This window comes from Klebsiella grimontii, assembly GCF_042137965.1.
Lineage (GTDB): Bacteria > Pseudomonadota > Gammaproteobacteria > Enterobacterales > Enterobacteriaceae > Klebsiella > Klebsiella grimontii.
In genome coordinates, this window is the sequence record NZ_CP169721.1 from 5,392,388 (window position 1) to 5,411,632 (window position 19,245).

Here is a 19,245-nt window from a genome sequence, read left to right on the forward strand (position 1 = left end):
GTAAAGTTCAGAAGCTTTTTTCGGTCGGCTGCCAGGTACAGAAGTCTTCGTTTGCCACCAGCAGCAGCTGAGAGCCTTCCGGCGCTTCGAGCCATGCCACGCTCACCTCAACGGATGAGTGATTCTGGCGACGCTCAATATGCGCCAGCGCCAGCGTATCGAGGTCAGGCTTCACGGTCTGGCCTTCACAGGTCGTCACCGTCCTGTTGGCGTGCCAGCGCCCCTGCCGCAGCATAACGCGTCCCTGACGCAAGGCATCGCTGGTCTGGCGTATTTGCTCAGCGCGATAGCGGTATAGCGCGACCTGATCGCTGGAAAGCTGCTGCTTCTGGCCATCGATTTCACGCTGCATAAAGCTGAGCTCGCCCTGAGCATCAAACCGGGCGCGAATATGTTCCGGCGGTTTGCCGTAGACGTTAAGTTCAATCAGCGCGAGCTGGCCATCCTGCCAGCGGTACTCGCTGGTCGAGGTATTACCATGACGCCATGGACTGAAGGCCGCAAGGAGATGGACCTCGCTGGCGGAATCTTTGCGCCAGATACGCATCGCCCCCTGGTTATCCGCATATCCGCTGGCGGTAAACGGCGGGAGAGAGGAATCATGGCTGCAGGCAGTGAGCAGCAATACGCCTACCAGCGCCAGCGTGCGGCGCCAGGTAGACAAAAGGGGCCGACAAGCCCCTTCGATAAAACTGTACACTGCCACGCGGTCTTACTTAACTGCGTCTTTCAGAGCTTTACCTGAAACAAATGCCGGTACGTTTGCTGCGGCGATTTTGATTTCATTACCGGTCTGCGGGTTGCGGCCAGTACGCTCAGCGCGGTGGTTCACTTTGAAGGTACCGAAACCAACCAGTTGAACAGCATCACCTTCTTTCAGAGACTCGGTAATTGCAGCCAGGGTAGATTCCAGGGCAGCTTTCGCCTGTGCTTTGGACAGGTCAGCTTTGTCCGCAATTACATCAATCAGTTGAGTCTTGTTCATAAGTTATCCTTACAATGTGTTTATCGCTTGCTAAGCATCGAGTGCGACGGAAATGCCTGAAAAGCACTCTCCTGCATACACGCACCGATAGCCACGTTTTTTCGCCCCCCAAATGTAGACCAGACGGGGGGCGGAATGGAAGCCTTCAGACGCTACAATTCAGGCGGTAAATCACGTTTTCTGGTCTCATTGCTGAAAATTTATACCAATATTGCTCTCGCCGGCCTCGCGAAGGTCTGCCCGTAGCCCTTTGATCAGTTCAATATCGCGTTCTTCGCAGTCGGCCAGAAGACGGAAAATCTCCCACTGAATATCCCACTCTTGTTCAACGGCCGGGTTTTCTTTGAGCTCTTTGTCGGTCATTTCGCGACCAGCCTGGGTCATTTCCAGCATCGCGACGGTGGTGATCGAACTCTTGCTGACTTCAATAGCATGTTCGAGCGTTTCGCCGCTCAGCCGCGAATGAATCAGTTCACTCAGTGCGACGCAGGCATCGATGGCCGGATAAACGCCGTACAGGTCGTAATCATCTGCGGCAGGAATCGCCTCTTCCAGCTTTTCCAGCTGGCTGTCGAAATTCACCTTCGCGTCTTTTACCGTCAGCGTTTCCCAGATCAGATCGAGGATACGGCGATAGAGCTGGCCATCGGCGAACTCAGTTTGCTGACAGAACATGGCGTAGTTGGGGTACATCCGCTCGCACAAGCAGGCCATAAAGGTCACGTGCTGCCAGCTTTCCAGCTTCTCCAGGCGCAGATGAATCGGGTTTTGTAACATGATGAAATCTCGAAGTCAGAAATTAGCCGCAGTGTACCTGAATCAGCCGTGATTTGCTTGCCAACGCACAAACGCCGGACGTCGGGACGCCACCGCATCAGCCCAGCGCGTCGGCTCAGGCAGGCGGTAGCCTTTCAGGCAGCGTTCTACCCACATCAGCGCGCTATCCAGGCCCACGCGGTGCCCGGTACTCACAAATAGGGGATTACAGCGCGTTTTACTGCGCAAAACCCACGCCAGCTGGTCGCCTTTATCCAGCAGTGGCGCCAGCGCGCCGGGCTCATCGCCCAGCGGCTCAAACTTACCGCACAGCCGTTTTTTCGCCACGCCGATAGTCGGCACATCCACCAGCAGGCCAAAATGGCTGGCGACGCCGAGGCGGCGCGGGTGGGAAATACCGTGGCCATCGACGAATAAGAGATCGGGTTTGCGCGAAAGCAGCTCCCACGCCGCCAGCAGCGCGGGAGTTTCGCGAAAGGAGAGAAAGCCGGGGATATAGGGCATTGTGGTCGCAACGCGCGCGACCTGATACTCCACCAGCTCCAGGGAGGGATAGCTCAGCAGTACCATCGCCGCCCGGGTCACCTCCCCCTCTTGCTCAAATCCAACATCCGCTCCGCCGATCAGCGTCGGCGGATCCTGTTCCAGCCGATCGCCTCGTTCAACCGATGCCGCCAGGCTGAGCTGCTGGGTGCGTAGCGATGATAAATCCATAATCACTCCTTAACGGTGGTATGGCGCTGACAACCGGTGCACAGCCTCCACAAATACGCCCGCGTGTTCCGGGTCGACATCCTGATGGATTCCGTGCCCGAGGTTAAAGACATGGCCTTCGCCCTGGCCAAACCCGGCGAGAATGGTCGCCACCTCTTCTTCGATGCGCGCCGGAGGGGCATACAGCATCGAGGGATCCATATTGCCCTGCAGGGCGACTTTATGGCCGACGCGACGCCGCGCATCGGCGATATCGGTAGTCCAGTCGAGCCCCAGCGCATCGCAGCCGGTTTCCGCCATCGCTTCCAGCCACTGCCCGCCGCCTTTGGTAAACAGCGTGACCGGCACGCGACGACCATCGTTTTCACGCAGCAGACCATCAACGATTTTATGCATGTAATAGAGCGAGAACTGCTGGTAATCCCGGCCGGTCAGCGCGCCGCCCCAGGTATCAAAAATCATCACCGACTGCGCGCCCGCTTTGATTTGCGCATTCAGATACAACGTGACGCTTTTCGCCAGCTTATCGAGCAGCGCATGCAGGGCCTGCGGTTCGGCGTACATCATCTTTTTGATCACCGTAAACGCTTTGCTGCTGCCGCCTTCAACCATATAGGTCGCCAGCGTCCACGGGCTGCCGGAAAAGCCAATCAGCGGCACTTCCCCCTTCAGCTCACGGCGAATCGTGCGCACGGCGTTCATCACGTAGCCAAGTTCATCTTCCGGGTCGGGAACCGGTAATTTATCGACATCCGCTTTACAGGTGACGGGCGAGGTAAAACGCGGCCCTTCCCCGGCTTCGAAATAGAGCCCCAGCCCCATGGCATCCGGGATAGTGAGAATGTCCGAGAAGAGGATAGCCGCATCCAGCTTATAGCGACGCAGCGGCTGCAGCGTGACCTCGCAGGCCAGCTCGGCGTTTTTACACAGCGACATAAAATCGCCCGCTTCGGCGCGGGTGGCTTTATATTCCGGTAAATAGCGGCCCGCCTGACGCATCATCCACACCGGGGTGACATCAACCGGCTGGCGTAGCAGCGCGCGCAGGTAACGATCGTTCTTCAGTTCGGTCATTTTTACATTCCTTTAGCGTTGATGCGCCAAGTGTAACATGTCACTCATACTCTGCCCGACACATCGCCACGGTATCTTCAATCAGGCGGCGCGCCACGGTGCCCGGCGGCGGCAAAAGCGGCAAATCGTCATAGCGATACCACCCCGCCTCCAGCAGCTCTTTCTTGTCGATGACAATCTCGCCGCTATCGTACTCGGCCATAAACGCAGTCATCAGCGATTGCGGGAACGGCCAGGGCTGAGAGGTCACGTAGCGCAGATTTTTCACTTTAATGCCGCTCTCTTCCATCACCTCGCGGGCAACGGTCTGCTCCAGGGTCTCACCCACTTCGACAAACCCGGCCAGCACCGTGTGCACGCCGTTGCGATGGCGGGTATGCTGCGCCAGCAGAATAGCGTCATCCCGGCGGATGGCGACGATGATGCAGGGGGCGATTTGTGGGTAATAACGTTCGCGGCAGTGGCTGCACAGCATCGCCCATTCGGTTTTGCTGGGATGCATCGGATGGCCGCAGTAGCCGCAGAATTTGTGCGAGCGGTAGAACTCCGCCAGTTGGATCCCGCGTCCCGCCAGTTGAAAAAGGCCAGCATCCTGATCGAGCACCTGACGCAGCGATCCCATCTCATGCCGGCGATCCTGGCGTACCAGCCACACCGGCTCGCCCTGCCATTCTCCGATTCGCAGCGCGGGCTGGCCAGCAAGATTAAAATTTACCGCTTCGCCATAGGGTAATTCCCCGTCGGGCAACCATAATTTCTGTTCGTGGCTGACGATCCACCAGCCGCGATCTAATTTTTCAATAATACGATCCATATCTATTGCACTACCTTTATTTTACTGGCACTTTTAACATTAAATTTACATTTTGGTGAGCAACGTATTTCTCTTAAATCCTTGCGGAGTCAACCATGTTAAACCAGCTGGAAAACCTGACGGAACGTGTTGGAGGCAGCAATAAACTGGTCGATCGCTGGCTACAAGTACGTAAGCATTTGCTTGTGGCTTACTACAACCTGGTTGGCCTGAAGCCTGGCAAAGAATCCTTTATGCGGCTTAATGAGAAAGCGCTGGACGATTTTTGTCAAAGCCTGGTGGACTACCTCTCCTCCGGCCATTTTAATATTTATGAACGCTTTATCGGCGAATTGGAAGGCGATACGCCACTTTTAGCCGCCACGAAGATTTATCCACAGCTGCAGGCTAATACCCAGCAGATCATGGATTACTACGACTCCTGCCTCGAAAACGCCATCGATCACGATAACTACCTCGAGTTCCAGCAGGCGCTGTCGGATATCGGCGAAGCGCTGGAAGCGCGCTTTGCGCTGGAAGATAGCCTGATCGCCCTCGCCGTCGCCCACAGTCAAAAAGATAACGTCAGCGACAATATCGCGCCGACCGCTTGAGTTGTGAACCATTAACGCGTAGTTTACATACATTCCCCCTCGCTGAGAGGGGATGTCATCTTGTCGGAGTGCCCATTTTCCACACTGGAAAAGGCTGAGACCGTTTATTCGGGATCCGCGGAACCTGATCAGGCTAATACCTGCGAAGGGAACAAGAGTAAACTGCGTTTAGCGTCAGCCTCTTCAGGGCCGATCGCATCTGTTACTCCATCCGTCGTCTGGCAAGCCATATCCTGTTTAACTGGAATGAGCTATGTCTACAACAAAACTCACGCGTCGAGAGCAACGCGAACACGCCCAGCGCTTTATCGACACGCTGGAAGGTACCGCATTTCCCAATTCGCAGCGCATCTATATCCACGGTTCGCGGGAAGATATTCGCGTCCCGATGCGCGAAATCCAGCTTAGCCCGACCCTTATCGGCGGCAGCAAAGATAATCCGCAATACGAAGCGAATGAAGCGATTCCGGTCTATGACACCTCCGGCCCCTACGGCGATCCGCACATCGCGATTAACGTTGAGCAGGGTCTGAAAAAACTGCGTCAGCCATGGATTGATGCGCGTCGCGATTGTGAAGAACTCAACGACCGCAGTTCGGCGTATACCAAACAGCGGCTGGCGGATGATGGCCTCAACGAGCTGCGCTTTACCGGCCTGCTCACCCCCAGGCGCGCCATGGTCGGGAAATGCGTGACTCAGCTGCACTACGCCCGGCAGGGGATTGTCACCCCGGAGATGGAGTTCATCGCCATTCGCGAAAATATGGGCCGCGAGCGTATTCGTGGCGAAGTGTTGCGCCGGCAGCATCCGGGCGTTGGGTTTGGCGCGCGGCTGCCGGAGAATATCACCCCGGAGTTTGTGCGCGCTGAAGTCGCCGCCGGGCGCGCGATTATCCCGGCCAATATAAATCATCCAGAATCCGAGCCGATGATTATTGGCCGCAACTTCCTCGTGAAGGTTAACGCCAATATCGGCAACTCGGCGGTCACCTCGTCGATAGAAGAAGAGGTCGAGAAGCTGGTGTGGGCGACGCGCTGGGGAGCGGATACGGTGATGGACCTTTCCACCGGCCGCTATATTCACGAGACCCGCGAGTGGATCCTGCGTAATAGCCCGGTACCGATCGGTACGGTGCCGATCTACCAGGCGCTGGAGAAGGTCAACGGGATTGCCGAAGATCTTACCTGGGAAGCTTTCCGCGATACGCTGCTCGAGCAGGCTGAGCAAGGGGTGGACTACTTTACCATCCACGCGGGCGTGCTGCTGCGCTACGTGCCGATGACCGCCAGGCGCCTGACCGGCATCGTCTCCCGCGGCGGCTCAATCATGGCGAAATGGTGCTTATCCCATCATCAAGAGAACTTTCTCTATCAGCATTTCCACGAAATTTGCGAAATCTGCGCCGCCTATGACGTCTCGCTGTCATTGGGCGATGGCCTGCGTCCCGGCTCGATTCAGGATGCCAACGACGAAGCGCAGTTCGCCGAGCTGCACACCCTGGGCGAACTGACCAAAATCGCCTGGGAGTATGACGTGCAGGTAATGATCGAAGGCCCGGGCCATGTGCCGATGCAGATGATTCAGCGCAATATGACCGAAGAGCTGGAGCACTGCCACGAAGCGCCTTTCTACACCTTAGGGCCGCTCACCACCGATATCGCACCGGGCTACGACCACTTCACTTCGGGTATCGGCGCCGCCATGATCGGCTGGTTCGGCTGCGCGATGCTCTGCTACGTGACGCCAAAAGAGCACCTCGGCCTGCCGAATAAAGAAGACGTTAAGCAGGGACTGATTACTTACAAAATCGCCGCCCACGCCGCCGACCTCGCCAAAGGCCATCCCGGCGCGCAGATCCGCGATAACGCCATGTCGAAAGCACGCTTCGAGTTCCGCTGGGAAGACCAGTTCAACCTGGCGCTCGACCCGTTCACCGCTCGCGCTTACCACGACGAAACCCTGCCGCAGGAGTCCGGCAAAGTCGCCCACTTCTGCTCCATGTGCGGTCCCAAATTTTGTTCAATGAAGATAAGCCAGGAAGTTCGCGACTATGCCGCCGCACAGACCATCGAAGTGGGGATGGCCGATATGTCGGATACCTTTCGCGCCCGCGGCGGCGAGATCTACCTGAAAAAGGAGGAAGCCTGATGTATCAACCCGATTTTCCCGCAGTTCCTTTCCGCCTGGGGCTTTATCCGGTCGTCGATAGCGTTGCGTGGATCGAACGCTTGCTGGACGCGGGCGTTCGCACTATCCAGCTGCGCATCAAGGATAAACGCGATAGCGAAGTCGAAGACGATGTGGTCGCCGCGATCGCGCTGGGGCGCAAATATGATGCGCGGCTGTTTATTAATGATTACTGGCGCCTGGCCATCAAACATCAGGCTTACGGCGTGCATTTAGGCCAGGAGGATCTGGAAACCACCGATCTCAGCGCCATCCGCAACGCCGGGCTGCGCCTGGGGGTTTCCACGCATGACGATATGGAAATTGATATCGCGCTGGCGGCTCGTCCCTCTTACATCGCCCTCGGGCACGTTTTTCCAACGCAAACCAAGCAGATGCCCTCCGCCCCCCAGGGACTGGAGCAGCTCGCGCAGCATATTCAGCGTCTGGGCGATTATCCGACCGTGGCGATTGGCGGCATCAGCCTTGAACGCGCCCCGGCGGTACTGGCGACCGGCGTCGGCAGCGTTGCGGTGGTCAGCGCCATTACTCAGGCGGCCGACTGGCGACAGGCAACGGCTCGGCTGCTCGAGATAGCGGGAGCCGGTGATGAATGACAGCGATTTTATGCGTTATAGCCGCCAGCTGCTGCTGGAGGATATCGCCATTGAAGGCCAGCAAAAGCTGCTGGCCAGCCGGGTGCTGCTCGTGGGTCTCGGCGGGCTGGGCTCTCCCGCCGCGCTCTATCTGGCCGGGGCCGGCGTCGGCACGCTGGTGCTGGCCGACGATGACGACGTGCACGTCAGCAACCTGCAGCGGCAAATTTTGTTCACCAGCGATGATATCTCGCGCTCCAAAGCCGCTGCCGCCAGGGCCCGGCTGGCTCGCCTTAATCCGCAGATTGAGCTGATTGCGCTGAAGCAGCGTTTAGGCGGAGAGGCCCTGCAGGATGAAGTGGCGAAGGCCGATGTGGTACTGGATTGCACCGATAACATGGCGACCCGACAGGCGATCAATGCCGCCTGCGTCGCGCTTCAAACCCCGCTGATTACCGCCAGCGCCGTCGGGCTGGGGGGCCAGTTGATGGTACTGACGCCGCCGTGGGACCAGGGCTGCTATCGCTGCCTGTGGCCGGACGCTAACGAGCCCGAACGCAACTGCCGTACGGCGGGCATCATCGGCCCTGTGGTCGGCATGATGGGCACGTTACAGGCGCTGGAGGCCATCAAGCTGCTCGCCGGCATGGCCACGCCGCGTAACGCTCTGCGCCTGTTCGATGCCCGCACCAGCAGCTGGCGCACTCTCGCGCTCCAGCGGGCTCAGGGTTGTCCGGTCTGTGGAGGGCAGCATGCAGGTGTGGTTTAACGATGAACCGTTGCAGTGCGCCGAAGCGACCTCCGTCGCCGCTCTGCTCACGCAGCTGGAACAGCAGCAGCCGGGCGTCGCGCTGGCGCTCAATCAATGCATCCTGCCGCGTGAACGGTGGGAAGATCATCTTTTGCAGGAAGGCGACCAAATCCTGCTTTTTCAGGTTATTGCTGGAGGCTGATATGTTACGTATTGCGGATAAAACGTTTGAGTCCCATCTTTTCACCGGCACCGGTAAATTCGCTGCCCCCAACGTCATGGTGGAGGCCATTCGCGCCTCCGGCAGCCAGCTGGTAACGCTGGCGATGAAGCGCGTCGATCTTCGTCAGCATAATGACGCGATCCTCGCGCCGCTGTTGGCGGCTGGCGTTAGCCTGCTACCCAACACCTCCGGCGCCAAAACGGCGGAAGAAGCGGTCTTTGCCGCCCGTCTGGCGCGGGAAGCGCTGGGTACTCACTGGCTGAAACTAGAAATTCACCCGGACGCCCGCTGGCTGCTCCCCGACCCGATTGAAACGCTGAAAGCGGCGGAAATTCTGGTACGAGAAGGCTTCGTGGTGCTGCCCTACTGCGGCGCCGATCCGGTGCTGTGCAAACGTCTGGAAGAAGCGGGCTGCGCGGCGGTGATGCCGCTCGGCGCGCCAATTGGCTCCAATCAGGGACTGGAAACCAAAGCGATGCTGGAAATTATTATCGAGCAGGCCACGGTCCCGGTGGTCGTTGATGCGGGTATAGGCGTACCGAGCCACGCGGCGCAGGCGCTGGAAATGGGCGCTGACGCGGTACTGGTGAATACCGCCATCGCCGTCGCCGACGATCCGGTAACCATGGCCCGCGCCTTCCGCTTAGCGATCGATGCCGGATTGCTGGCGCGGCAGGCTGGCCCGGGCGCGCGCAGCACGCAGGCGCAGGCCACCAGCCCGCTGACCGGCTTTCTGGAGGCGCGGGTATGAACACCTTCACTGACCGTTGGCGGCAGCTGGACTGGGACGACATTCGCCTGCGGATCAACGGGAAAACTCCCGCCGACGTTGAACGCGCCCTGGCGGCCAAACAGCTTAGCCGCGACGATATGATGGCCCTGCTCTCGCCCGCCGCCGCGGATTATCTGGAGCCTCTGGCCCAGCGCGCCCAGCGCCTGACTCGCCAGCGCTTTGGCAATACCGTCAGCTTTTATGTCCCGCTGTATCTCTCGAATCTGTGCGCCAACGACTGTACCTACTGCGGTTTCTCAATGAGTAACCGCATCAAGCGCAAGACCCTGGATGAAACGGAAATTGCCCGTGAATGCGCGGCGATCCGCGCAATGGGCTTTGAGCATCTGCTGCTGGTCACCGGCGAACATCAGGGCAAAGTCGGCATGGACTATTTTCGTCAACATCTGCCCGCGATTCGCCGCCAGTTCGCCTCGCTGCAGATGGAGGTTCAGCCGCTGGCGATGGAAGAGTACGCCGAGCTGAAAACCCTCGGCCTGGACGGAGTGATGGTCTATCAGGAGACCTATCATGAAAGCATGTATGCGAAACATCATCTGAAAGGGAAAAAGCAGGACTTTTTCTGGCGGCTGGATACGCCGGACAGGCTCGGACAGGCGGGGATTGATAAAATTGGCCTTGGCGCATTAATTGGCCTCTCCGACAGCTGGCGGGTGGATTGCTTTATGGTGGCGGAACATCTGCTGTGGCTCCAGCAGCACTACTGGCGAAGCCGCTACTCCATCTCCTTTCCGCGGCTGCGCCCTTGCGCCGGGGGAATCGAGCCCGCCTCTTTAATGGATGAACGACAGCTGGTGCAGACCATCTGCGCTTTCCGCCTGCTGGCTCCGGAAGTGGAGCTCTCGCTCTCCACCCGCGAATCCCCCTGGTTCCGCGATCGGGTGATCCCGCTGGCCATCAACAACGTCAGCGCATTTTCGAAAACCCAGCCCGGCGGATATGCCGATAACCATCCTGAGCTGGAGCAGTTCTCGCCTCATGATGACCGTCGCCCGGAAGAGGTCGCCCGCGCGCTGGTGGCCAGCGGGCTGCAGCCGGTCTGGAAGGATTGGGATAGCTGGCTGGGACGCGCCTCCCAGTCGTCATGATGAAGAATGTCATTTCTTAAATGTTCTTCGCGCACGATCGTAATAAGAGAAACGGAAGATTGTGGTTATATTTCCGTTTCTCTATTCTGCCCTCGTCAGCAACGGATGCTGTCCAGGGCGAATAATAGCTCTTCCTCATTTCGCCCTGCTCCATCTCTGCGCCGCAAGGGTAATTCTATTAATATCGAATATTAATCAGCCCATATCACAACGTCAGAGTTATAATTATCGGAGTTTTATCTGATTCGCTCAGCAGGCATGCTGGCTAAACCTGCGTCTTCACCCACGGTTTAACGCTTCTGGAACGATTTACGACTCATGGCTCGTCATAATAGAAAGCTCTCTTTCACCACGCCGATCGTCATCGGGTTTGCGGGTATTTTAATCAGCTTCCTGCTTATCGCGGTGTTTGCCACGATGACCCAGAGGAAAGATTTTCTCGAAGATTATCATCACATTAACCGCAACTTTACCCACAATATGGCGACCAACTACACGGAGACGCTGCTGCGGGGCAACGATTTTATCCTCACCCGCGCCACGACGTTCTTTGCGCGTAATGACGAGCTGAACAATGCGGTGAACGTTAATCCTGAAAAGGGCCTGATGCAGTTGATGCAGCTGCAAAATATGATGCAGACCGTTTCGTCCATCTCGCTGGCGGATACCAACGGGCACTATCTGCGCGCGCCCGAAGTCCTTGAGACCGAAGACAGCCAGTCCTTCGATGCCAAATCGAGACCATGGTTTATTAAGCAAGCGCAAGCCAGTACCTTCAGCCTGTATACCAGCCCGTACATCGACTACTTCACGCATCATCCGACCATTACCCTCTATAAACCCATTATTTCCCCGGAAGGGCGGCTGAAGGGCAGCCTCGCTTTTCATCTCGATCTGACCTCAATGGGCTACGCGTTACGGCAAATGGTCGCCCCGGTTCAGGGGGAATTTTTTGTGGTGCAACGCGATGGTAAAGTCGTTCTCCATCCCGACCCTGGCGCCTTATTCAAACCCTACGTCAGTGAAGCCTTGATGGACAGAATGACCAGCGGTGAAGGCCAGCTTTATGACGCGGTGACCGACGGCTGGTACTATTACTATTCCTTTACCAACCCCGACTGGTTTGTCATTTATCGGGTCGATAACTCGACGCTGGTCAACTTAACGCGCCATGAAACGGATATCGTTGCCTGGAGCTTTGCCCTGGCCGCGATCGTCATCGTGCTGTTTGGCCTGTATCTACGCCATGCTTCACGTACGGTGTTAATGAACATCATCAACGCCATTAAAACCGGAGATGTTCAGCGCGCCCCGCGCCTGGAAGCGATGCTCAGCAAAGCCATCGAGAGCAATAAGCAGCGTGAGTTAACCTATGTTCGCCAGGCGACCATCGATGCATTAACCGGCTGCAAAAACCGACGCGCCTTCGATAGCGATATCGCCGCGCTGATGAACGATCATCACCCTTTCTCTCTCGCACTGGTTGATATTGATAACTTCAAAACGATAAACGACACCTGGGGTCATCTCAACGGTGATATCGTTCTGCGCAACGTCGCCCGCGAAGGGCTGCAGATCCTCCAGCCCCTGCAAATTTCACTTTACCGCTACGGCGGCGAAGAGTTTGCGGTGATATTTTCCGACGAGCATATTGATAACGCTCTGAGGCTGCTGGAAAGCTGGCGAGCCAGCGTCGCGCAGCGCTCCTGGCGTGAAGAAGGATTGACCGTCACCTTTAGCGCAGGCCTGGGCGAATGGAATATGGAGCCCCTGGAGCAGCTTGTCGTGCGCGTTGATGAAGCGCTTTATAAAGCCAAGCAGCAGGGCAAGAATCGTATCGTTCGTACCTAAGAGAGCCCGTTGCTATAGGCCCGGCCGCGCGGGCTTTTACCGTTTTCAACCCCAAATCCGAAACCGGTTTCATTATTTTGTGATGACTTACACACAATCGCCGTAAAGCGGTTGTCCCACCCGCCAGCCCGCGATAAAGATGGTACATCAAGGAACATAAGGGCCATCAATTATGAAGAATATCGTTTTATGCTGTGCCGCAGGTATGTCCACCAGCATGCTGGTTCAACGAATGCAGGCCGCTGCGCAACAAAAAGGCGTGGAAGTCTCGATCAAAGCCGTACCGGTTGCCGAGTTTAAAGATAATCTTGCGGCTGCCGATATTATCCTGCTCGGTCCTCAGGTGAAGTACGAGCAAGCCAAGCTACAGGCTATGGCCGACCCGTTTGGGAAAAAAGTCGCCGTTATCGATATGATGGATTACGGCATGATGAAAGGCGATGCCGTGCTTGATAAAGCCCTGAAGTTGATGGAGTAAGAGATGGAAGATTTAGAAACGATCATCATGGAGCTGCTGGTTAACGCCGGTTCAGCGCGCAGCTCGGCTTTAACCGCTCTGCAGCTGGCGCGTAAAGGCGATTTTGCCGCCGCCGAACAGGCGATGACGGAATCCCACGAATTCGTCAAGCATGCGCACAAAATCCAGACCCAGCTGATTGGCATGGATGAAGGCAGCGGCAAGCTTCCGGTTAACCTGATTACCGTACACTCTCAGGATCACCTGATGAACGCGATGGTCATTCAGGATCTGGCAACCGACATGATTGAACTCTATCGCCGAATTCCGCTCGCCCAATAACGTCAACAGGCGCCGCTACCGGCGCCTGAATCCTCTCTTAAAGAAATCCGTACATTGCCGCAAACACCCAACCAAAGACGCAAGAGACGCTGACGCCAATAAGTCCGGGCAGAATAAAGCTATGGTTAATCACAAAGCGGCCGATATGCGTCGTACCTGAGCGATCGAACTGAATCGCCGCCAGATCGCTTGGGTAGGTCGGCAGAATATAGTAACCGTAGCAGGCTGGCGCGGAAGCGACGATGTAGGCCGGGTCGACGCCAATCGCCAACGCCACCGGGACAATCGCCGCCAGGGCAGCCGCCTGGGAGTTAACAAACTTCGATACTAGCAGCAGAACGATGGCGTAGGCCCACGGGTACTCCTTCACCATCTCCCCGAGCACGCCTTTAATCTCGGTCATATGCGCGCCGAACATGGTCTCCGCCATCCACGCGATGCCGTATACGGCCACGATAGCGATCATGCCGGAACGGAAAACCTCATTTTTGGAAATCGAAGCCGGGTTGGTTTTCGTAATAATGATGATGAGCGCTCCGGAGAGCAGCATAAACATCTGGATCACCAGCACCATCGACAGCGCTTTACCGTCGACAACCGGACGCAGTTCGGAGAAGGCGCCGAGTAAGGCAACCACCGCTATCGAGGCCAGAAAAATCCACATCGCGATCCAGTTACTGGTCGGAAGCTTCTTATCCAGCAACGTGGCCGTGTCGCCATAAACGTAGTGGCGGTTTTCCGGTACCGCGATAAAGGCCTGGAACTCCGGATCTTTATCGAGATCTTTGCCGCGAAACCAGCTGAAGATACCAATGGCCAGAATCCCCAGCAGCGTGGACGGAATGGTTATTGCCAGCAGATCGAGAAACTCAAGGTGCTTACCGTTAAAGGTAAAATTGCCAAGCATCGCCACCAGCGAGACGACCGCTACGGAAACCGGGCTGGCGATGATCCCCATCTGCGCGCCGATCGAGCTGGCGGCCATGGGGCGCTCCGGACGAATATTATTTTTGATGGCGACATCATAAATAATCGGCAGGATGGTATATACCACGTGCCCCGTGCCGCAAAGAATCGTCAGCGTACAGGTGACGAATGGCGCGACGATCGAGACATATTTCGGGTTTCGCCGCAGGAGCTTCTCGGCAATCTGCAGCATGACGTCTAACCCACCGGAAGCCTGCAGCGTCGCCGATGCGGCCACTACGGCGATAATCACCAGCATGACATCGACGGGAGGTTTTCCGGGCTTAAGATGAAAAACAAAGACCAGGATGACTAAGCCAATTCCGCCCAAAAGGCCGAGCGCAATGCCGCCCTTTTTCGCGCCATAGAACAGACAAATTAAGATAATGATAAGTTGTATAGCAAATTCCATACATCCCCCAGAAGCTATCCATTAAATAACGACAATACTCTCCGCTTTGTTTTTATTTGTTCACCTCCTCCATCGCCTTTTTGACGGGCGTAACCATCCCCTCGGCTGCGGTAAACCGAAAAGAACAGGGAAAGTAATCACATGATTATTTTAGTTTTTTGACTATATAGCGTTTGCGGCGCTTATTTTTTGATACGTGTAGAATTTTCACCCATTGATAGATGATGAAAATCAGAAAAGAAAATAAATAATTACGGCAGATGCTTATACTTGCTAATTAATTGCAGCAAATATATCAATAAAATGTAATCGAAAAGTAGATATAGAAATAATGATAATAAACTGGCAGGCAAAAAAAAAGCCAGTCAGGTTACCTGACTGGCTTTTTAAGCGCTTAGCGAATCAACGATTAATCGTTGTCAGATCCGCCCAGACCGGCGTTCAGCAGTTCTGCCAGGTTGGCAGAAGCTTCTTCCACGCTGACCTGCGGCGCTGCTGGCAGCTCGCCCGCTGCGCGACGGCGCATACGATCCTGGTGATACGCATAACCGGTACCGGCCGGGATCAAACGACCCACGATAACGTTCTCTTTCAGGCCACGCAGTTCGTCGCGTTTACCCGCTACGGCTGCTTCGGTCAGGACACGCGTGGTCTCCTGGAACGATGCGGCAGAGATGAACGATTCGGTTGCCAGAGACGCTTTGGTGATACCCAGCAGATCGCGGGCGAATGTTGCCCCCACTTTGCCATTCGCTTCCAGATCGCGGTTTGCAATCTTAACGCGAGAGTATTCAACCTGTTCGCCTTCCAGGAAGTCGGAGCTACCGGCGCTTTCGATGGTCGCTTTACGCAGCATCTGACGAACGATAACTTCGATGTGCTTATCGTTAATCTTAACGCCCTGCAAACGGTATACGTCCTGAACTTCGTTAACAATGTAACGCGTCACAGCATGCACGCCACGCAGACGCAGAATGTCGTGCGGCGCTTCCGGACCGTCGGAAACCACGTCACCACGTTCTACACGTTCACCTTCGAACACGTTGAGCTGACGCCACTTAGGAATCATCTCTTCGTACGGATCGCTACCGTCTACCGGGGTGATAACCAGACGACGTTTCCCTTTGGTTTCTTTACCGAAGGAAATGATGCCGCTGATTTCAGCCAGGATTGCCGGCTCTTTCGGACGACGTGCTTCGAACAGATCCGCAACGCGCGGCAGACCACCGGTGATGTCCTTGGTACCGCCAGATTCCTGCGGTACACGCGCCAGGGTGTCACCAGAGCTGATCTGTACGCCATCTTCCAGCTGAACAATCGCTTTACCCGGCAGGAAGTACTGCGCAGGCATATCGGTGCCAGGGATCAGAACGTCATTGCCCTGAGCATCAACGATTTTCAGCGCCGGACGCAGGTCTTTACCGCCAGTGGTACGCTCTGCAGAATCCAGAACCACCAGAGAAGAGAGACCGGTCAGCTCGTCGGTCTGACGAGTAATGGTCTGGCCGTCAATCATGTCAGTGAAGCGGACGAAACCACTCACTTCCGTGATAACCGGCATGGTGTGCGGATCCCAGTTTGCTACGGTTTCACCGCCGGCAACCTGCTCGCCATCACCTTTAGCCATAACGGAGCCGTAAGGCACTTTATAGCTCTCTTTGGTACGACCGAATTCGTCGATCAGCTTCAGCTCGGTATTACGGGAAGTAATAACCAGTTTGCCGCTGGAGTTCACAACCGACTTCGCGTTGCTCAGACGGATGCTACCTTTGTTTTTCACCTGGATGCTGGACTCAGCAGCCGCACGAGATGCCGCACCACCGATGTGGAACGTACGCATCGTCAGCTGTGTACCCGGCTCACCGATGGACTGTGCCGCGATAACGCCGATAGCCTCACCTTTGTTGATGATGTGGCCACGCGCCAGGTCACGACCGTAGCAGTGGGCACATACACCAAAGTCGGTGTCGCAGGATACAACGGAACGTACCTTGACGGAGTCAACGGAGTTCTCTTCCAGCAGATCGCACCAGTGCTCGTGCAGCAGCGTGTTGCGTGGAACCAGAATGTCCGCCGTACCCGGCTTCAGAACGTCTTCAGCAGTCACACGACCCAGAACGCGATCGCGCAGCGGCTCTTTAACATCGCCACCCTCGATAACCGGGGTCATGGTGATGCCTTCCAGGGTGCCGCAGTCATCTTCAGTGACGACCAGGTCCTGCGCGACGTCAACCAGACGACGAGTCAGGTAACCGGAGTTCGCCGTTTTCAGTGCGGTATCCGCCAGACCTTTACGCGCACCGTGCGTGGAGATGAAGTACTGGAGTACGTTCAGACCTTCACGGAAGTTCGCGGTGATCGGCGTTTCGATGATGGAGCCATCCGGCTTCGCCATCAGACCACGCATACCGGCAAGCTGACGAATCTGTGCAGCAGAACCACGCGCACCGGAGTCGGCCATCATGTAGATGCTGTTGAAGGAGACCTGCTGCTCTTCTTCGCCGTTACGGTTAATAACGGTTTCAGTTTGCAGGTTGTCCATCATCGCTTTGGATACACGATCGTTCGCCGCAGCCCAGATATCGATAACTTTGTTGTAGCGTTCGCCCGCGGTCACCAGACCAGACTGGAACTGCTCCTGAATCTCAGCAACTTCTGCTTCCGCTTCGCTGATGATCTCGTATTTTTTCTCCGGGATGACCATGTCATCGATACCAACGGATGCACCTGAACGCGCTGCATAAGCAAAGCCGGTGTACATCGTCTGATCCGCAAAAATAACGGTCGGTTTCAGGCCCAGAATACGGTAGCAGGTGTTCAGCATCTTGGAGATGGCTTTCTTACCCAGCGCCTGGTTGACGATGGAGAAAGGCAGACCTTTCGGTACGATCATCCACAGAATGGCACGACCAACGGTCGTATCTTTCAGGCTGGTTTTCGCAACGAACTCGCCGTTTTCATCTTTTTCGTATTCGGTGATACGCACTTTAACGCGCGCATGCAGAGAGGCCAGGCCAGCGCGGTAAATACGCTCAGCTTCTTTCGGGCCAGTCAGCACCATGCCTTCGCCTTTGGCGTTAACACAGTCACGGGTCATGTAGTACAGACCCAGTACAACGTCCTGAGACGGAACGATGATAGGTTCGCCGTTCGCCGGGGACAGGATGTTGTTGGTAGACATCATCAGCGCACGCGCTTCGAGCTGGGCTTCCAGCGTCAGCGGTACGTGAACAGCCATCTGGTCACCATCGAAGTCGGCGTTGTATGCCGCACAAACCAGCGGGTGAAGCTGAATAGCTTTACCTTCGATCAGTACCGGCTCAAATGCCTGGATACCCAGACGGTGCAGAGTTGGTGCACGGTTCAGCAGTACCGGGTGTTCGCGGATAACTTCGTCCAGGATATCCCAAACGACAGCTTCTTCGCGCTCAACCATTTTCTTCGCGGCTTTGATGGTGGTGGCGAGGCCACGCAGCTCCAGCTTGCCGTAGATGAACGGTTTGAACAGCTCCAGCGCCATTTTCTTCGGCAGACCGCACTGATGCAGACGCAGGTATGGACCTACGGTGATAACCGAACGACCGGAGTAGTCAACGCGCTTACCGAGCAGGTTCTGACGGAAACGACCCTGCTTACCTTTGATCATATCGGCCAAAGATTTCAGAGGACGCTTGTTAGAACCGGTGATCGCACGACCGCGACGACCGTTATCCAGCAGGGCGTCAACCGCTTCCTGCAGCATACGTTTTTCGTTGCGTACGATGATGTCCGGCGCGGCCAGATCCAGCAGACGTTTCAGACGGTTGTTACGGTTAATGACGCGACGATACAGATCGTTCAGGTCAGAAGTCGCAAAACGACCGCCATCCAGCGGAACCAGCGGACGCAGATCTGGCGGCAGTACCGGCAGAACGGTCAGGATCATCCACTCCGGCTTGTTGCCAGACTGGACGAACGCTTCCAGCAGTTTGATACGCTTGGTCAGCTTCTTACGCTTGGTTTCGGAGTTGGTTTCGTTCAGCTCTTCGCGCAGAGTTTCACACTCTTGCTCCAGATCCATGCTCTTCAGCAGGGCCTGGATAGCTTCCGCACCCATCTTCGCGTCAAATTCGTCACCGAACTCTTCCAGCGCATCCAGATACTGCTCTTCAGTCAGGATCTGCTGGCGTTCCAGGTTGGTCATACCACCTTCGATAACCACATAGGATTCGAAGTACAGCACGCGTTCGATATCGCGCAGCGGCATATCGAGCAGCAGGCCGATACGGGACGGCAGAGACTTCAGGAACCAGATGTGGGCGGTCGGAGACGCCAGCTCGATGTGGCCCATACGCTCACGGCGCACTTTAGTCTGGGTCACTTCAACGCCGCACTTCTCACAGATCACACCGCGGTGTTTCAGGCGCTTGTACTTACCGCACAGGCACTCGTAATCTTTTACTGGCCCGAAAATACGCGCACAGAAAAGGCCGTCACGCTCAGGTTTGAACGTACGGTAGTTAATGGTTTCCGGCTTTTTAACTTCACCAAAAGACCATGAACGGATCATGTCTGGCGATGCCAGAGCAATTTTGATCGCATCAAACTCTTCGGTTTTAGTTTGCGCTTTCAGAAACTTTAATAAGTCTTTCACGGATTTGCT

The 19,245-nt window shown here is 56.1% G+C and carries 18 protein-coding genes and 1 riboswitch; of the genes, 10 read left to right on the plus strand and 8 right to left on the minus strand.

Features of this window, described 5'->3' with window-relative positions:
* Positions 1-7: 7 nt before the first annotated feature.
* The 6 genes from ACE3MN_RS25245 to nudC form a co-directional block, all read right to left on the minus strand.
* Positions 8-700 (minus strand): DUF1481 domain-containing protein, encoded by a 693-nt coding sequence (locus tag ACE3MN_RS25245; RefSeq protein WP_004870522.1) that lies wholly within the window; start codon positions 698-700, stop codon positions 8-10.
* 12 nt (positions 701-712) lie between these two features.
* Complete coding sequence (gene hupA / locus ACE3MN_RS25250; protein ID WP_004097675.1) at positions 713-985, minus strand: nucleoid-associated protein HU-alpha; 273 nt, start codon at positions 983-985, stop codon at positions 713-715.
* Between the two features lie 186 nt (positions 986-1,171).
* Positions 1,172-1,762, minus strand: a complete 591-nt coding sequence (locus ACE3MN_RS25255) for a YjaG family protein (RefSeq protein ID WP_375364216.1) — start codon at positions 1,760-1,762, stop codon at positions 1,172-1,174.
* A gap of 42 nt (positions 1,763-1,804) precedes the next feature.
* Entirely contained in the window at positions 1,805-2,476 is a 672-nt protein-coding gene (gene nfi / locus ACE3MN_RS25260; RefSeq protein ID WP_024360693.1) for a deoxyribonuclease V, read from the minus strand.
* A gap of 9 nt (positions 2,477-2,485) precedes the next feature.
* A complete protein-coding gene (hemE, locus tag ACE3MN_RS25265; RefSeq protein ID WP_004127611.1) occupies positions 2,486-3,550 on the minus strand; it encodes a uroporphyrinogen decarboxylase in 1,065 nt (354 codons plus the stop codon).
* A gap of 40 nt (positions 3,551-3,590) precedes the next feature.
* On the minus strand, positions 3,591-4,364 hold the full coding sequence (gene nudC / locus ACE3MN_RS25270) for an NAD(+) diphosphatase (RefSeq protein WP_004870513.1): 774 nt from the start codon (positions 4,362-4,364) through the stop codon (positions 3,591-3,593).
* A 95-nt stretch (positions 4,365-4,459) separates the two neighbouring features.
* On the opposite strand from nudC, the gene ACE3MN_RS25275 reads away from it, so the two are divergent.
* The 10 genes from ACE3MN_RS25275 (at position 4,460) to ACE3MN_RS25320 (ending at position 13,225) form a co-directional block, all read left to right on the plus strand.
* Entirely contained in the window at positions 4,460-4,957 is a 498-nt protein-coding gene (locus tag ACE3MN_RS25275; protein WP_004127603.1) for an Rsd/AlgQ family anti-sigma factor, read from the plus strand.
* Positions 4,958-5,011: 54 nt separating this feature from the next.
* A riboswitch (TPP riboswitch) is annotated at positions 5,012-5,125 on the plus strand.
* An 85-nt stretch (positions 5,126-5,210) separates the two neighbouring features.
* Complete coding sequence (gene thiC, locus ACE3MN_RS25280) at positions 5,211-7,106, plus strand: phosphomethylpyrimidine synthase ThiC (RefSeq protein WP_098363635.1); 1,896 nt, start codon at positions 5,211-5,213, stop codon at positions 7,104-7,106.
* Positions 7,106-7,741, plus strand: a complete 636-nt coding sequence (gene thiE, locus ACE3MN_RS25285; RefSeq protein ID WP_004870507.1) for a thiamine phosphate synthase — start codon at positions 7,106-7,108, stop codon at positions 7,739-7,741. Before thiC ends, thiE begins: the two co-directional genes overlap by 1 nt.
* Positions 7,734-8,489, plus strand: coding sequence for a HesA/MoeB/ThiF family protein (locus tag ACE3MN_RS25290; RefSeq protein WP_004870504.1), 756 nt, complete (start codon positions 7,734-7,736; stop codon positions 8,487-8,489). Before thiE ends, ACE3MN_RS25290 begins: the two co-directional genes overlap by 8 nt.
* Positions 8,473-8,673: a sulfur carrier protein ThiS gene (gene thiS, locus ACE3MN_RS25295; RefSeq protein WP_004870502.1), complete on the plus strand. Its 201-nt coding sequence runs from the start codon at positions 8,473-8,475 to the stop codon at positions 8,671-8,673. Before ACE3MN_RS25290 ends, thiS begins: the two co-directional genes overlap by 17 nt.
* Position 8,674: 1 nt before the next feature.
* Positions 8,675-9,445, plus strand: a complete 771-nt coding sequence (gene thiG, locus ACE3MN_RS25300; protein ID WP_024360691.1) for a thiazole synthase — start codon at positions 8,675-8,677, stop codon at positions 9,443-9,445.
* On the plus strand, positions 9,442-10,575 hold the full coding sequence (thiH, locus tag ACE3MN_RS25305) for a 2-iminoacetate synthase ThiH (RefSeq protein ID WP_024360690.1): 1,134 nt from the start codon (positions 9,442-9,444) through the stop codon (positions 10,573-10,575). Before thiG ends, thiH begins: the two co-directional genes overlap by 4 nt.
* Before the next feature lie 318 nt (positions 10,576-10,893).
* Positions 10,894-12,426, plus strand: coding sequence for a sensor domain-containing diguanylate cyclase (locus ACE3MN_RS25310; protein ID WP_004870495.1), 1,533 nt, complete (start codon positions 10,894-10,896; stop codon positions 12,424-12,426).
* A 217-nt stretch (positions 12,427-12,643) separates the two neighbouring features.
* Positions 12,644-12,904 carry a PTS sugar transporter subunit IIB gene (locus ACE3MN_RS25315; protein ID WP_009652762.1) on the plus strand — a complete coding sequence of 87 codons (261 nt, stop codon included), beginning with the start codon at positions 12,644-12,646 and terminating at the stop codon, positions 12,902-12,904.
* A gap of 3 nt (positions 12,905-12,907) precedes the next feature.
* Positions 12,908-13,225, plus strand: a complete 318-nt coding sequence (locus ACE3MN_RS25320; protein ID WP_004870492.1) for a PTS lactose/cellobiose transporter subunit IIA — start codon at positions 12,908-12,910, stop codon at positions 13,223-13,225.
* A 37-nt stretch (positions 13,226-13,262) separates the two neighbouring features.
* Here the strand turns inward: ACE3MN_RS25320 and ACE3MN_RS25325 are convergent, their stop codons facing one another.
* The gene (locus ACE3MN_RS25325) at positions 13,263-14,603 is read right to left on the minus strand and encodes an anaerobic C4-dicarboxylate transporter (RefSeq protein ID WP_004870490.1); all 1,341 of its coding nucleotides are present in this window, start codon (positions 14,601-14,603) and stop codon (positions 13,263-13,265) included.
* Between the two features lie 409 nt (positions 14,604-15,012).
* The gene (gene rpoC / locus ACE3MN_RS25330) at positions 15,013-19,236 is read right to left on the minus strand and encodes a DNA-directed RNA polymerase subunit beta' (RefSeq protein ID WP_004127580.1); all 4,224 of its coding nucleotides are present in this window, start codon (positions 19,234-19,236) and stop codon (positions 15,013-15,015) included.
* Positions 19,237-19,245: the final 9 nt, after the last annotated feature.

Excerpts from the sequence above, each read along its gene's own strand:
- hupA (WP_004097675.1), bottom strand. The coding sequence starts at position 985 with ATGAACAAGACTCAACTGATTGATGTAATTGCGGACAAAGCTGACCTG.
- ACE3MN_RS25255 (WP_375364216.1), bottom strand. The coding sequence starts at position 1,762 with ATGTTACAAAACCCGATTCATCTGCGCCTGGAGAAGCTGGAAAGCTGG.
- nfi (WP_024360693.1), bottom strand. The coding sequence starts at position 2,476 with ATGGATTTATCATCGCTACGCACCCAGCAGCTCAGCCTGGCGGCATCG.
- hemE (WP_004127611.1), bottom strand. The coding sequence starts at position 3,550 with ATGACCGAACTGAAGAACGATCGTTACCTGCGCGCGCTGCTACGCCAG.
- nudC (WP_004870513.1), bottom strand. The coding sequence starts at position 4,364 with ATGGATCGTATTATTGAAAAATTAGATCGCGGCTGGTGGATCGTCAGC.
- ACE3MN_RS25275 (WP_004127603.1), top strand. The coding sequence starts at position 4,460 with ATGTTAAACCAGCTGGAAAACCTGACGGAACGTGTTGGAGGCAGCAAT.
- thiC (WP_098363635.1), top strand. The coding sequence starts at position 5,211 with ATGTCTACAACAAAACTCACGCGTCGAGAGCAACGCGAACACGCCCAG.
- thiE (WP_004870507.1), top strand. The coding sequence starts at position 7,106 with ATGTATCAACCCGATTTTCCCGCAGTTCCTTTCCGCCTGGGGCTTTAT.
- ACE3MN_RS25290 (WP_004870504.1), top strand. The coding sequence starts at position 7,734 with ATGAATGACAGCGATTTTATGCGTTATAGCCGCCAGCTGCTGCTGGAG.
- thiS (WP_004870502.1), top strand. The coding sequence starts at position 8,473 with ATGCAGGTGTGGTTTAACGATGAACCGTTGCAGTGCGCCGAAGCGACC.
- thiG (WP_024360691.1), top strand. The coding sequence starts at position 8,675 with ATGTTACGTATTGCGGATAAAACGTTTGAGTCCCATCTTTTCACCGGC.
- thiH (WP_024360690.1), top strand. The coding sequence starts at position 9,442 with ATGAACACCTTCACTGACCGTTGGCGGCAGCTGGACTGGGACGACATT.
- ACE3MN_RS25310 (WP_004870495.1), top strand. The coding sequence starts at position 10,894 with ATGGCTCGTCATAATAGAAAGCTCTCTTTCACCACGCCGATCGTCATC.
- ACE3MN_RS25315 (WP_009652762.1), top strand. The coding sequence starts at position 12,644 with ATGCTGGTTCAACGAATGCAGGCCGCTGCGCAACAAAAAGGCGTGGAA.
- ACE3MN_RS25320 (WP_004870492.1), top strand. The coding sequence starts at position 12,908 with ATGGAAGATTTAGAAACGATCATCATGGAGCTGCTGGTTAACGCCGGT.
- ACE3MN_RS25325 (WP_004870490.1), bottom strand. The coding sequence starts at position 14,603 with ATGGAATTTGCTATACAACTTATCATTATCTTAATTTGTCTGTTCTAT.